The following is a 13521-nucleotide window of genomic DNA, read 5'->3' on the forward strand; positions in this document are numbered from 1 at the left end:
GGAGAACGATGACCCGCGCGTCGAAACCCCAGCTCTGGTTCCTCACCGGGAGCCAGGCCCTCTACGGCGAGGAGACCCTCGAACAGGTCGCCGGCCAGTCCCTGCGGATCCAGCAGCTCCTGGCCGCCTCCGGTGGACTCCCCGCCGAGATCGTCGGCAAGCCGGTGCTGACCGAGGCGTCTTCGATCCGCCGCGTGCTGCAGGAGGCCAACGCCGACGCCGCGTGCGTCGGCGTGATCGCGTGGATGCACACCTTCTCGCCCGCCAAGATGTGGATCACCGGGCTGGACGCGCTGCGCAAGCCGCTACTGCACCTGCACACCCAGCTCAACGAAGCCCTGCCGTGGTCGACCATCGACATGGACTTCATGAACCTCAACCAGGCCGCGCACGGCGACCGCGAGTTCGGGTTCATCCAGACCCGCCTCGGCGTGCCGCGCAAGACCGTCGCCGGGCACGTCGGCGACCCGGCCGTCGTCGCGCGGATCGACGCGTGGGCCCGGGCCGCCATCGGCGCCGACCACCTGCGCAACCTGCGGCTGGCCCGGTTCGGCGACAACATGCGTGACGTCGCCGTCACCGAGGGGGACAAGGTCGAGGCCGAGCTGCGGTTCGGCGTTTCGGTCAACACCTACGGCGTGAACGAACTGGTGGAACAGGTCGACGCAGTGTCCGATGTGGACGCTCTGGTCGCGCAGTACGCCGAGGACTACGACGTCGTCCCGGAGCTGGCGGCCGGGGGAGCGCGGCACGAGTCCCTCCAGTACGCGGCGAAGATCGAAGCCGGGCTGCGCAGGTTCCTCACCGACGGTGGTTTCGGTGCGTTCACCACGAACTTCGAAGACCTCGGCGGCCTGCGCCAGCTGCCCGGGCTCGCGGTCCAGCGGCTGATGGCCGACGGCTACGGCTTCGGCGGCGAGGGCGACTGGAAGACGTCCGCGCTGCTCGCCGCGGTCAAGGCGATGGGTGTCGGGCTCGAGCGCGGCACGTCGTTCATGGAGGACTACACCTACCACTTCGGGCCGGGCACGCCGAAGATCCTCGGCGCCCACATGCTGGAGGTCTGCCCGAGCATCGCGGCCGCGAAGCCGTCGTGCGAGATCCACGCGCTGGGCATCGGCGGCCGCGAGGACCCGGTCCGGCTCGTGTTCGACGCCCAGCCCGGTCCCGGCGTCACCCTCGGCCTGGTCGACCTCGGCGACCGGTTCCGCCTGGTGGCCAACGAGATCGAGGTCGTCGCGCCGGACGAGCCGCTGCCGAACCTGCCGGTGGCGCGCGCGGTCTGGGAGCCGGCCCCCTCGCTGTCGACGTCGGCCGAGTCGTGGATCACCGCGGGCGGCCCGCACCACACCGTGCTCACCCAGGCCGTGGGCACCGAAACCCTTCGCGACTTCGCGAACCTGCTCGGCGTCGAGCTGCTGGTGATCGACAAGAACACCACGCCGCACGAGTTCGCCGACCGCATCCGCTGGAACCAGGCGTACCACCGGCTCGCCCAGGGTTTCTGACACCGGCTTCTGAGAAAGGAAGAAAGAACAATGAAGTTCACCAGAGGAATCGCGGCGCTCGCGGCCGCGGGACTCGCGTTGACGCTGTCGGCGTGCGGTTCGAGCGAGAAGACGGCGGACCAGGCCGCCGCGTCGAGCGCCAGTGCGGCCGGCGGCCTGGTCGGCGTCACCATGCCGACCAAGTCGTCGGAGCGCTGGATCCACGACGGCGACAACATCAAGTCGGCGCTGGAGAAACTCGGGTACAAGGTCGACCTGCAGTACGCCGAGAACGACATCCCCACCCAGGTGAACCAGATCGAGAACCAGATCACCAAGGGCGCCAAGCTCCTGGTCATCGCCTCGATCGACGGCACCGCCATCACCACCCAGCTGCAGGAGGCGGCCGACCGAAAGATCCCGGTCATCGCCTACGACCGGCTGATCCGCAACTCGCCCAACGTCGACTACTACGCCACCTTCGACAACTTCAAGGTCGGCGTCGAGCAGGCGAACTCGCTGGTCAAGGGCCTCGGTGACGGCGCCGGTCCGTTCAACGTCGAGCTGTTCGCCGGTTCGCCCGACGACAACAACGCCACCTTCTTCTTCAACGGCGCGATGTCCGTGCTCAAGCCCCTGATGGACAGCGGCAAGCTGGTCGTCAAGAGCGGGCAGACCGACTTCGCCCGCGCGGCCATCCTGCGCTGGGACCCGGCCACCGCGCAGCGGCGCATGGAGGACCTGCTCACCAAGACCTACACCGGCGGTGCCAAGGTTGCTGGCGTGCTCTCGCCGTACGACGGCCTGTCGATCGGCATCCTCTCGGCGCTGAAGAGCAACGGCTACGGCACCGCCGGCCAGCCGTACCCGATCGTCACCGGCCAGGACGCCGAGGTCGCCTCGGTCAAGTCCATCATCGCCGGCGAGCAGTACTCGACGATCTTCAAGGACACCCGCATCCTCGCCGACACCACGGTGAAGATGGCCGACGCGGTGCTCAAGGGCGGCAAGCCCGAGGTCAACAACACCAAGGACTACGACAACGGCAAGAAGGTCGTCCCGTCCTACCTCCTGCAGCCGGTCACCGTGGACAAGGCCAACTACCAGAAGGAACTGGTCGACTCCGGCTACTACACGGCAGGTCAGCTGAAATGACCGAACTGCTCGGCATGCGCGGGATCACCAAGACCTTCCCCGGGGTCAAGGCGCTGTCGGACGTCACGCTTTCCGTGCGCCGCGGGGAGATCCACGCGATCTGCGGGGAGAACGGCGCCGGGAAGTCCACCCTGATGAAGGTGCTCTCGGGCGTCTACCCGCACGGGAGCTACGACGGCGAGATCACCTTCGACGGGGACCGGTGCGAGTTCGGGTCGGTGCGCGACAGCGAACGGCGCGGGATCGTGATCATTCACCAGGAGCTCGCGCTGTGCGGTCAGTTGTCGATCGCGGAGAACATCTTCCTCGGCAACGAACAGGGCAAGCGGGGCTGGATCGACTGGAACCGCACCAACCACGAGGCCGGCGCGCTGCTCAAGCGCGTCGGCCTCGCCGAAAACGCCACGAGGGCGGTGCAGGAGCTCGGTGTCGGCAAGCAGCAGCTGGTCGAGATCGCCAAGGCGCTGTCCAAGGAGGTCCGGCTGCTGATCCTCGACGAGCCCACCGCGGCGCTCAACGACGAGGACTCGGCGCACCTGCTGGACCTGCTGCGCGGGCTGCGTGACGAGGGTGTCACCTGCGTGATCATCTCGCACAAGCTCGGCGAGGTGACCGCGATCGCCGACACCGTCACGATCCTGCGGGACGGCAAGACGATCGAGACGCTGGACGCGGCCGGGCTCACCGAGGAACGGATCATCACCGGCATGGTCGGGCGCGACCTCGAGCACCGGTTCCCGCCCCGGGAGCCGGACATCGGGGAAGAGGTGCTGCGGATCGAGGACTGGACGGTCTACAGCCCCGACCAGCCCGACTGGCTGGTCGTCGACCGCGCGTCGCTTTCGCTGCGGCGCGGGGAGATCGTCGGCCTCGCGGGGCTGATGGGCGCGGGCCGCACCGAGCTCGCGATGAGCGTGTTCGGCCGGTCCTACGGCAAGCACATCTCGGGCCGGATCATCAAGCACGGGAAGGAGATCGACGTCCGGTCGGTGCGGGACGCCGTCCGCCACGGCATCGCCTACGCCACCGAAGACCGGAAGCGCTACGGGCTGAACCTGATCGAGGACATCCAGCGCAACGTGTCCGCGGCCGGGCTCGGCAAGCTGGCGAAGCGGGGGTGGGTGAACGAGCACGCCGAGCACGAAACGGCCGCCCGCTACCACCGTGACCTGCGGATCAAGGCGCCGTCGGTGCGCAGCGTGACCGGGAAGCTCTCCGGCGGCAACCAGCAGAAGGTCGTGCTGGCCAAGTGGATCTTCACCGACCCGGACGTGCTGATCCTCGACGAGCCGACCCGCGGCATCGACGTCGGCGCGAAGTTCGAGATCTACACGATCATCAACTCCCTCGCCGCGCAGGGGAAGGCCGTGCTGGTCATCTCCTCCGAGCTGCCGGAGCTGCTCGGGCTCTGCGACCGGATCTACGCGTTGTCGGCGGGGCGGATCACCGGCGAGGCGACCCGCGAAGAAGCCACTCAGGAACTGCTCATGCAGTACATGACCAAGGAACGGGAATGACCACGACCGAAGCGCGGCCCGCCGCGCCCCCGGCCGAGCGCTCCGCCCGGCGGATCTCGATCAACCCGCGCCAGAGCGGCATCTACGTCGCGTTCGCGCTGATCGTGGTGCTGTTCGAGGTGCTCACCGGCGGCGCGCTGCTGGAACCGCAGAACATCTCCAACATCATCGTGCAGAACAGCTACGTGCTGATCCTCGCGATCGGGATGATCCTGGTGATCATCTCCGGCCACATCGACCTGTCCGCCGGGTCGGTGGTCGCGATGACCGGCGCGGTGTCGGCCGTGCTGATGGTGAACTGGCAGCTGCCCTGGTTCTGGGCGGTGCTGATCACCCTCGTCGTCGGCGCGGTGATCGGCGCGTGGCAGGGCTATTGGGTGGCCTACTTCGGGATCCCGGCGTTCATCGTGACGCTGGCCGGCATGCTGGCGTTCCGGGCGCTGACGTTGACGGTCCTGGGCAACCAGGGCATCGGCCCGTTCCCGGACGCGATCCGCACGCTGTCCAACGGCTTCACCGACGGCTACCTCGGCAACATCGGCCTCGGGCCGCTGGGGGGCGCCGACCTGGTGTCGCTGCTGGCGGGGGTCGCGGCGGTGGCCGGGATCGCGTTCACGCAGTGGCGCAAGCGCTCGGCGCGGCTGGGCTACGGCCAGGACGTCGACCCGTTCCCGATGTTCGTGCTGAAGATCGTCGGGATCGCGGTGCTGGTGCTCGCGTTGGTGGTGCAGCTCGCGCGGTTCAAGAACCTGCCGTGGGTGCTGATCCTGCTGACGGTGCTGGTGCTGGGTTATTCGCTGGTGGCCGGGAAGTCGGTGTTCGGCCGGCACATCTACGCCGTCGGCGGCAACCTGCAGGCCGCGACGCTCTCGGGTGTCAAGGTCAAGTCGGTGACGTTCTGGATCTTCGTCAACATGGGCGTGCTGGCGGCGCTGGCCGGGATCATCTTCGCGGGCCGGCTCAACCAGGCGGGCCCGACGGCGGGCGTCAACTTCGAGCTGGACGCGATCGCGGCGGCGTTCATCGGCGGCGCGGCCGTCCAGGGTGGCGTCGGCAAGGTGGTCGGCGCGATCACCGGCGGCCTGATCATGGCGGTGATCAACAACGGCATGTCCCTGATCGGCGCCCCGAGCGAGCGGGTGATGCTGGTGAAGGGCGTGGTCCTGCTGGCGGCGGTGGCATACGACATCTGGACCAAACGCCGCGCAGCTTCCTGACCCGGGTCCGCGTGAAGGCCACCTCGGGCAGCAACTCCCGAGGTGGCCCCCACCGTGATGCCTCCCCAATCACGCGTGATGCCCTTCCAAACACGCGAGATGCCCCTCCAATCACACGAGATCCCCCTCTGATCACGCGAGTTCCGCTTCGGATCACGCGAGTCCCGGGCTCGATCACACCGGTGACGGGTTCGCTCGTGTTTGGAAAGGCATCAGGTGTGATCAGAGGGGCATCACACGTGATTGGAGGGGCATCAGGAGGGCCGCGCCGAGGCGCGGCCCTCGTCGGTCACTGGGAACAGCGTTTGCCGCGGTTGATGCAGTTGACCGCCTGGTTCATCAGCCGCTGGCCCATGACGTTCGCGAAGTCGTCGTGGTCCGAACGCGGGTTGTGGCTCTCCTGGGGGAACGCGTCCACTTTGTACTGGCCCTTGACCTGGATGTCGTGGGGGATGTCGTAGACCAGCTTGATCACCAGCTGCGGCACGTTCTTGAACCCCTGCGGGCACTTGCCCTGCTGGTCGGCGAACACGATGTGCGTGCGGTGGTTGGCGCTGTCGATGTTCTTGCCGTCCCAGCAGTTCGGGAACGCGTGGATCCGCTCCACCCTGCTGTTGGCGGGGCAGATCGGGTAGTGGTCGGTGAGCCGGTCTTCGAAGCCGGTGCACGTCCAGCTGGGCCGGGCGTTGGCCGGGCCGTTGGTGCTCTGCTTGGCGTCGCCGTAGAGGATGCGAAGGAACTGCGGCATCGCGACGACCTTGTTCGCGCCGCCGCTGGTGAACGTGATCGTCGCCGAGCGGACGCGCTGGATCTCGCCGTCGTTGCCGGCCACTTCGTTCTGGTCGTTGACGCCCGGCAGCTCGGCCGGCTGCCCGGTGCTGTTCTGGCCGCCGTTGTCGAGGCCGCCCTGGCCGTTCTGCTTGAGCACGCACGCGGCGAGCCCGCCGAGGTTCGTCGGCTTGGCCGCCCGGCGGCCGATCGCGATGGCGATCCGGTCGATCGTCGCGGCGCGCTTGTCCTTGAGCGGGCCGACGACCGCGTTCTGGATGTCCTGCGGCGTCTTCAGATCGCCCTTCGCGATCCGCGCGTTCGCCTCGTCGATCTGCTGGTCGAGCAGGTCGAGGTTGCGGTTCACCTCGTCCATCGCCTGGTCCGGGACGTCGGGGAGCTTGCTCGCGACGTCCGGGCAGTCGACCTGGGCGCTCGCCTTGTCCTTCGCGCTGCCGGCGCGGTCGGGTTGCGTGGCCGGCGGGTTCTCGTCCTCTTCGCCGGTGTCGATGCGCACGACCGGCCAGAAGTAGGCGGACTTGTCGCCGTTCTTGCAGGTGGTCCCGGCCTTGGCCAGGCTCTTGTTGTTCGAGTCGGCGTTCGTCGAGAGGTTGCCGACGTAGTCGTGCAGGTGCTGGGCGCCGTTCTTGATCCCCGGCTGGGCGATGAAGTTGTCCGGGTTGAAGTGCTGGTTCTCGTTGCGCCCGCAGTCCACGGTGAACGTGCCGCGTGCGCCCTTCTGCTGGAGCGCCTTGTTCACGTTAACACCGGCCGGCACCTTCGCGATGTCGAGGAAGAACGACGCGTCGGCGGGGTCGGCGCTCGCCTCGCCGGTGCGCCCGGCCGTGGTCGCGACGACGATGCCGCCGACCGCGAGCGCGAGGGCGAGACCGCCGGTCGCGATCTTGGTGCGGCGGGTGATGCGATGTCTGCCCGTGGCGGGAGGAGTTTTCCGGGGCATGGGTCACCTTCTTCGGTTGTCCGGGCACGACGAAGAAAGCCGTGTGCCCGGTCGGGGACGCGCGGAACCCGGGGGCTGGTTCCGGCACTGGCAGGCACGGCCGCGAAATCGAGCCGGTTCAGCGCGTTACCGTTTCGTTATTTATGGAAGATGAAGAAAGTTCACGTCCGGTCGTGTGATCGTTAACATCCACCGCATGACCGCCGACGACGCAGGTCCACTCCGCCCGGGCACGTTGGGTGTCCTCACCACCGGAACCGAGGCATCGGGCCCGGTGTTGCACGGCCTCCGCGCGGCGGCCCGGGAACTCGGGTACGCCGTGACGGTGTTCAGCGTGCCGGGCCGTCGCGCCGCGGTGCCGGTGGCGCCGGGGATGGCGGGTCTCGTCGTGCTCGACCCGCGCCTCGTCGCGGAACTGCCCGCCACGGGTGTTCCCGTCGTCGCGGCGGCCTCGGCGGACCAGCGCGAAGGCGCCCGGCGGGCGACCGAGCACCTGCTGGAGATCGGCCACCCGACGGTCTGGCACCTCGGCGGCCCGGAGGAGGGCCCGATCGCCCGCGCCCGCGAGCACGGTTGGCGCGAAACGCTCGAACGCCACGGCGCGGTGGTCCCCCCGGTGGTCCGCGGCGACTGGTCGGCCCGTTCCGGCTACCGCGCCGGGCAGTCCCTGGCGGTGGAATCGGGGGTGTGCGCGGTGTTCGCGGCCAACGACCAGATGGCACTGGGCCTGCTGGCGGCCTTCGCGGAGGCGGGCATGCGAGTCCCCCGGGACGCCCACGTGGTGGGCTTCGACGACATCCCCGAGGCGGCGTACTTCGCCCCACCGCTGACGACGGTCCGCCAGGACTTCGTGGCGGCGGGCCGCCGGACGCTGGCGGCGCTGGCCGCGCACATCGACGGTGTGGTCCCGCCGGCTCGTGGGGCGGTGGAGGTTCAGCTGGTGGTGCGGGAGAGCAGCCGGCCGACGCGGTTGTGACCGCTTAGTCGCGCAGCCGGTCGCGGAGTTCGCGGATGTGGTCCGGTTTGTGGCAGCCTCGCGCCAGCTGAGCAGCTGGCGGCGGGCCGCCGGACACTGGCGGCGCTGGCCGCGCACATCGACGGTGTGGTCCCGCCGGCTGGTGGGGCGGTGGAGGTTCAGCTGGTGGTGCGGGAGAGCAGCCGGCCGACGCGGTTGTGACCGCTCAGAGGCGCAGCCGGTCGCCGAGTTCGCGGATGTGGTCCGGTTCGCCGCAACCGCGCTCCAGCTGGCGGCGGCGCTCGGCCACGAACGCCCGGCCCAGGCCGGTCCGGTCCGATGTGGACATCGTGCGGCGCAGGTCGTTGAGCAGGCCGCGTTCCTCCGTGCGGACGTGGGCGTCCACCACGCTCTCCAAGCGCAGCAACGCCTTCTCGAAGTCCTCGGCCTCCAGGACCGCCAAGAGCTCGTCAGCGAAGGGGGAGCCGGGGGAGTCGGGGCGGACGATGCGCTCGGTCGCCGTTGCGTGGGCCGTCAGCAGGGCTGCCAGCTCTGCCACCAGGGCCGGGCGGTCCGCCTCCGTGTTGCGCAGGTCGCGCAGGAGCTGCTCGAACCGGCGGTGGTCGGCCAGCAGCACCTCGACCAGGTCCGACCCCGGCGCGACCGCCGCCGGGCCCGGGCGCATCCAGCCGAACGTCAGCTCCACCGCCTGGCGCCAGTGCCCGTACTCGGAGTCACGGCGGGCCGGGTCCATCGACGGCAGCCACTGGCCGGCCCGGTGCCAGTTGCGCCGCAACCCCTCCAGGTCCGGCCAGTACCCCACCGACAGCCCGGCCGCGTAAGCCGCGCCGAGTGACACCGTCTCCGCCACCATCGGGCGCACCACCGGCACGTCGAGGACGTCCGCGACGAACTGCATCAGCAGGTTGTCCGCGGTCATCCCGCCGTCGACCTTCAACGTCTTCAGGGCCAGGCCGGAGTCCGCGTTCATCGCGTCGACGACCTCGCGCGTCTGCCAGCCCGTCGCTTCCAGCACCGCCCGGGCCAGGTGCCCCTTGGTGATGTACGACGTCAGCCCGGCGATCACGCCGCGTGCTTCGCTGTGCCAGTGCGGCGCGAACAACCCCGAGAACGCCGGGACGATGTAGCAGCCGCCGTTGTCCTCGACCGTCCTCGCCAGCGTCTCGATCTCGGGGGCGCTGCCGATCAGCTCGAGGCCGTCGCGGAACCACTGCACCAGCGACCCGGTGACGGCGATCGAGCCTTCGAGGGCGTACACCGCCGGCTCGTCGCCGATCTTGAACCCGACGGTGGTGAGCATGCCGTGGGTCGACAGCACCGGCGTGGAGCCCGTGTTGAGCAGCAGGAAGCTGCCGGTGCCGTACGTGCACTTCGCCTCCCCGGGCGCGAAGCACGTCTGGCCGAACAGCGCCGCCTGCTGGTCACCGAGGGCCGCCGCGATGCGGATGCCGGGCACCACCCGCGACGTCGTCCCGTACACCTCCGTCGACGAGCGGATCTCCGGCAGCATCGCGCGCGGGACGTCGAAGAAGTCGAGCAGCTCGTCGTCCCACGACAGCGTGCGCAGGTTCATCAGCATGGTGCGCGAGGCGTTGGTGACGTCGGTGACGTGCACGCCGCCCTCGGCGCCGCCGGTGAGGTTCCAGATCAGCCAGCTCTCCATGGTGCCGAAGAGCACGTCGCCGCGCTCGGCGCGCTCACGCAGGCCGGGGGTGCGTTCGAACAGCCAGCGCACGCGCGGCGCGGAGAAGTACGTCGCCAGCGGCAGGCCGCACAGCTGCCGCACGCGGTCGGCGCCCGGCTCGCGGGCGAGCTGTTCGAGCACGGCGTCGGTGCGGGTGTCCTGCCAGACGATCGCGCGCCCGATCGGGTTGCCGGTGTGCCGGTCCCACAGGACGGTGGTCTCGCGCTGGTTGGCGATCCCGAGCCCGACGACCTGGTCGGCGGTGGCCCCGGCGTCGGCCAGGGCCTGCGGCACGATCCGGGAGAGGTTCCGCCAGATCTCGACGGCGTCGTGCTCGACCCAGCCGGGCCGCGGGAAGTGCTGCTGGTGTTCGCGCTGGACGACGGACACGAGCCGGCCGCGGGCGTCGAACAGGATGCACCGGGTGGAGGTGGTGCCCTGGTCGATGGACATCACGTACCGCTGGACCATGGTCCTCCCTTCACCATCGGGACGCACCCAGGTCGCGCGACACCGCGCGGGCCGCGTCGCGGACGTGGCCCAGCAGCCGCGGGCTCGGGCTGCCGTCCGGCTCGCAGACGCGCTCCGCGGCGCCGGACACCCCGATCGCGCCCACCACGATGCCGCCGTGGCCGCGGATCGGGGCCGCGATCCCCGCTTCGCCGGAGATCATTTCCCCGTTTTCGACGGCCCAGCCGGCCTCGCGCACCTTCCCGCAGGCGCGCTTGATCGCGGTCTGGGTGACCAGGGTCCGGCGGGTGTAGGCCTCGGGTTCGCCGGTGCGCAACGATGCCACGAGAGTCGTGTCGTAGGCCAGCAGCACTTTGCCGAGCGCGCTCGCGTGCAGCGGCAGCAGCGTGCCGACGTCGAGGGTCTGCAGGCTGTCGTCCGGGCGGAACACGTGGTGCACCACCAGCACCCGGCCCTCCAGCGGCGCGCCGATCCGGACCGCCTCGCCGCTGCGCGCGGCCAGCGCGTCGGCCCAGTTGATCGCCCGGGACCGCAGCTCGTTGACGTCGAGGTAGCTCGTGCCCAGGTGCAGCAGCGCCGCGCCGAGCTGGTACTTGCCCGTGTCGCGGTCCTGTTCGACGAACCCGACGCCCTGCAGCGTGCGCAGGATCCCGTGCGCGGTGCCCTTGGCCAGCTCCAACGACTCCGCGATCTCGCCGACGCCCAGACGGCCCGAGCCGCGCGCGAGCAACCGCAAGATCGCGGCGGCGCGCTCGATGGACTGGATCGGACCGGGCACGGCGCGACCCTAGCCGACCGGCCCTGATTCGACAATGTCGAACATCCACTTCGGTCGTTCGACAATGCCGACCGGTGTCCGTTGACCCCTCCGCAACCCGAACTTAACTTTCCACCATCAGGGGGAATGAACGGTCCTTTGTGGAGGAAGCAATGGTGCGAAACCTCAAGGCCCGCGGACTCGTCGGCGAGCTGGCCGCCGAGTTCGTGGGGACGATGATCCTCATCCTGTTCGGGTGCGGGGTGGTGGCGCAGGTCGTCGCCGCGGGCATCGGGGACCACGACAGCATCGCCTGGGCCTGGGGGTTCGGCGTCACGCTCGGTGTCTACGTCGCTTCGCGGATCAGCGGCGCGCACCTGAACCCCGCGGTCACCGTCGCGCTCGCGGTCTTCAAGGGCTTCGAATGGCGCAAGGTCGCCCCCTACGCCCTGGCCCAGACGGCCGGCGCGTTCCTCGCCGCGCTGCTCGTGCGCTGGAACTACACCGAGGTGCTCAACGCCAAGGACCCCGGCCTCACGATCAAGACCCAGGGCGTGTTCTCCACCCTGCCGGGTAACGGCACGCTCCCGGTGGGTGACTGGGGCGCCTTCCGCGACCAGATCATCGGCACCGCGATCCTCGTCCTGGTGATCTTCGCCATCACCGACCTCCGCAACACCTCGCCGGGCGCCAACCTGGCCCCGCTCGTCATCGGTTTCCTGGTCGTCGCGATCGGCATGGCCTGGGGCACCGACGCCGGCTACGCGATCAACCCGGCCCGCGACTTCGGCCCGCGGCTGGCGTCCTGGCTGACCGGCTACGACACGGCGTGGTCGGACCAGTACGGCTTCCCCTACTGGTGGATCCCGATCGTGGCACCGGTGATCGGCGCGGTGATCGGCGGCGGCATCTACAAGTACCTGATCGAGCGCCACCTGCCCGCGGGTGAGCCGCTGGACGCCATGCCCGCCAAGGACCTCGAGCCCGCCAACTGAGTGAGGAGCACCCCCATGCCTGACTACGTCGGCGCGGTTGACCAAGGCACCACCAGCACCCGCTTCATGATCTTCGACCACGGCGGCAACGAGATCGCCCGCCACCAGCTCGAGCACGAGCAGATCCTGCCGAAGCCCGGCTGGGTCGAGCACGACGCCACCGAGATCTGGGAACGCACCCGCTCGGTGATCGCCACGGCGCTCAACAAGGCCAACCTGACGCACGCCGACCTGGCCGCGCTCGGCATCACCAACCAGCGCGAGACCACCGTCGTGTGGAACCGCCGCACCGGGCGCCCGTACTACAACGCGATCGTCTGGCAGGACACCCGCACCGACCGGATCGCCTCCGCGCTGGAGCGCGAGGGCAAGGGCGACGTCATCCGCCGCAAGGCCGGCCTGCCGCCCGCGACATACTTCTCCGGCGGCAAGCTGCAGTGGATCCTCGAAAACGTCGACGGCGTCCGCGAAGACGCCGAGAAGGGCGACGCGCTCTTCGGCACGACTGACTCGTGGCTCATCTGGAACCTCACCGGCGGCCCGGACGGCGGCGTGCACGTCACCGACCCGACCAACGCCTCGCGCACCATGCTGATGGACCTCGAGACCCTCGACTGGGACGACGAGCTGCTGTCGTTCTTCAATGTCCCGAAGCAGATGCTGCCGGCGATCCGGCCGTCGTCGAACCCCGGCTTCTTCGGCACCACCCGCGCGGACGGCCCGCTCGGCGGCGAGGTCGCGCTGACCGGCGTGCTCGGTGACCAGCAGGCCGCGACCGTCGGCCAGGTCTGCTTCCGGCCCGGCGAGGCCAAGAACACCTACGGCACCGGCAACTTCCTGCTGCTCAACACCGGCCACGAGCTGGTCCGCTCGAAGCACGGCCTGCTCACGACGTTGTGCTACCAGTTCGGCGACCAGAAGCCGGTGTACGCGCTGGAGGGCTCGATCGCCGTCACGGGGTCCGCGGTGCAGTGGCTGCGCGACCAGCTCGGCATCATCAGCGGCGCGGCGCAGAGCGAAAGCCTGGCCCGCCAGGTCGAGGACAACGGCGGCGTCTACTTCGTCCCGGCGTTCTCCGGCCTGTTCGCGCCGTACTGGCGCTCCGACGCCCGCGGCGCGATCGTCGGGCTCACCCGCGCCACGACCAACGCGCACATCGCGCGGGCCACTCTGGAAGCCATCTGCTACCAGACCCGCGACGTCGTGGAGGCCATGCAGAACGACTCGGGCGTGACCCTGGACGTGTTGCGTGTGGACGGTGGCGTCACCGCCAACGAGCTGTGCATGCAGCTGCAGGCGGACATCCTCGGCGTGCCGGTCTCGAAGCCGGTCGTCGCCGAGACCACCGCGCTCGGCGCCGCCTACGCGGCCGGGCTGGCCGTCGGGTTCTGGCGCTCGACCGACGAGCTCGAACAGAACTGGAACGAAGACAAGCGCTGGGCGCCGACGTGGACGGACGAGCAGCGCGCCGAGGGCTACGCCGGCTGGCAGAAGGCCGTCGGCCGCACGCTCGACTGGGTCGACGTGGAGTGA

The 13521-nt window shown here is 69.7% G+C and carries 10 protein-coding genes; 7 read left to right on the forward strand and 3 right to left on the reverse strand.

Annotation, left to right across the window (positions count from 1 at the left end; translation table 11 throughout):
- The first annotated feature begins 8 nt into the window (after nt 1-8).
- Genes araA through mmsB form a run of 4 tightly spaced genes read left to right on the forward strand, consistent with a single transcriptional unit; the run spans nt 9 to nt 5376 of the window.
- On the forward strand, nt 9-1508 hold the full coding sequence (gene araA / locus M8542_RS14010; RefSeq protein ID WP_257920554.1) for an L-arabinose isomerase: 1500 nt from the start codon (nt 9-11) through the stop codon (nt 1506-1508).
- Nucleotides 1509-1538: 30 nt separating this feature from the next.
- Nucleotides 1539-2642, forward strand: a complete 1104-nt coding sequence (gene chvE, locus M8542_RS14015; RefSeq protein WP_257920555.1) for a multiple monosaccharide ABC transporter substrate-binding protein — start codon at nt 1539-1541, stop codon at nt 2640-2642.
- Nucleotides 2639-4159, forward strand: a complete 1521-nt coding sequence (gene mmsA / locus M8542_RS14020) for a multiple monosaccharide ABC transporter ATP-binding protein (protein WP_257920556.1) — start codon at nt 2639-2641, stop codon at nt 4157-4159. The genes chvE and mmsA overlap by 4 nt, the downstream gene beginning before the upstream one ends.
- The gene (gene mmsB, locus M8542_RS14025) at nt 4156-5376 is read left to right on the forward strand and encodes a multiple monosaccharide ABC transporter permease (RefSeq protein WP_257920557.1); all 1221 of its coding nucleotides are present in this window, start codon (nt 4156-4158) and stop codon (nt 5374-5376) included. The genes mmsA and mmsB overlap by 4 nt, the downstream gene beginning before the upstream one ends.
- A 289-nt stretch (nt 5377-5665) precedes the next feature.
- Here the strand turns inward: mmsB and M8542_RS14030 are convergent, their stop codons facing one another.
- On the reverse strand, nt 5666-7105 hold the full coding sequence (locus M8542_RS14030; RefSeq protein ID WP_257920558.1) for a DUF1996 domain-containing protein: 1440 nt from the start codon (nt 7103-7105) through the stop codon (nt 5666-5668).
- Between the two features lie 196 nt (nt 7106-7301).
- Between M8542_RS14030 and M8542_RS14035 the strand changes: the two genes are divergently transcribed.
- Nucleotides 7302-8081 (forward strand): substrate-binding domain-containing protein, encoded by a 780-nt coding sequence (locus tag M8542_RS14035; RefSeq protein ID WP_257920559.1) that lies wholly within the window; start codon nt 7302-7304, stop codon nt 8079-8081.
- A gap of 205 nt (nt 8082-8286) precedes the next feature.
- Here M8542_RS14035 and glpK (M8542_RS14040) read toward each other — a convergent pair whose 3' ends face one another.
- Both glpK (M8542_RS14040) and M8542_RS14045 read right to left on the reverse strand, forming a co-directional pair.
- Entirely contained in the window at nt 8287-10236 is a 1950-nt protein-coding gene (glpK, locus tag M8542_RS14040) for a glycerol kinase GlpK (protein WP_257920560.1), read from the reverse strand.
- 10 nt (nt 10237-10246) lie between these two features.
- Nucleotides 10247-11014, reverse strand: coding sequence for an IclR family transcriptional regulator (locus M8542_RS14045; protein ID WP_257920561.1), 768 nt, complete (start codon nt 11012-11014; stop codon nt 10247-10249).
- A gap of 152 nt (nt 11015-11166) precedes the next feature.
- On the opposite strand from M8542_RS14045, the gene M8542_RS14050 reads away from it, so the two are divergent.
- Entirely contained in the window at nt 11167-11988 is an 822-nt protein-coding gene (locus M8542_RS14050) for an MIP/aquaporin family protein (protein ID WP_257920562.1), read from the forward strand.
- 15 nt (nt 11989-12003) lie between these two features.
- Nucleotides 12004-13521 (forward strand): glycerol kinase GlpK, encoded by a 1518-nt coding sequence (gene glpK / locus M8542_RS14055; RefSeq protein WP_257920563.1) that lies wholly within the window; start codon nt 12004-12006, stop codon nt 13519-13521.

Origin of the sequence: Amycolatopsis iheyensis, from assembly GCF_024703995.1 — a bacterium.
In the GTDB taxonomy this organism is placed as follows: Bacteria; Actinomycetota; Actinomycetes; order Mycobacteriales; family Pseudonocardiaceae; genus Amycolatopsis; species Amycolatopsis iheyensis.

Excerpts from the sequence above, each read along its gene's own strand:
- M8542_RS14030 (WP_257920558.1), bottom strand. The coding sequence starts at position 7,105 with ATGCCCCGGAAAACTCCTCCCGCCACGGGCAGACATCGCATCACCCGC.
- mmsA (WP_257920556.1), top strand. The coding sequence starts at position 2,639 with ATGACCGAACTGCTCGGCATGCGCGGGATCACCAAGACCTTCCCCGGG.
- mmsB (WP_257920557.1), top strand. The coding sequence starts at position 4,156 with ATGACCACGACCGAAGCGCGGCCCGCCGCGCCCCCGGCCGAGCGCTCC.
- M8542_RS14035 (WP_257920559.1), top strand. The coding sequence starts at position 7,302 with ATGACCGCCGACGACGCAGGTCCACTCCGCCCGGGCACGTTGGGTGTC.
- araA (WP_257920554.1), top strand. The coding sequence starts at position 9 with ATGACCCGCGCGTCGAAACCCCAGCTCTGGTTCCTCACCGGGAGCCAG.
- chvE (WP_257920555.1), top strand. The coding sequence starts at position 1,539 with ATGAAGTTCACCAGAGGAATCGCGGCGCTCGCGGCCGCGGGACTCGCG.
- glpK (WP_257920560.1), bottom strand. The coding sequence starts at position 10,236 with ATGGTCCAGCGGTACGTGATGTCCATCGACCAGGGCACCACCTCCACC.
- glpK (WP_257920563.1), top strand. The coding sequence starts at position 12,004 with ATGCCTGACTACGTCGGCGCGGTTGACCAAGGCACCACCAGCACCCGC.
- M8542_RS14050 (WP_257920562.1), top strand. The coding sequence starts at position 11,167 with ATGGTGCGAAACCTCAAGGCCCGCGGACTCGTCGGCGAGCTGGCCGCC.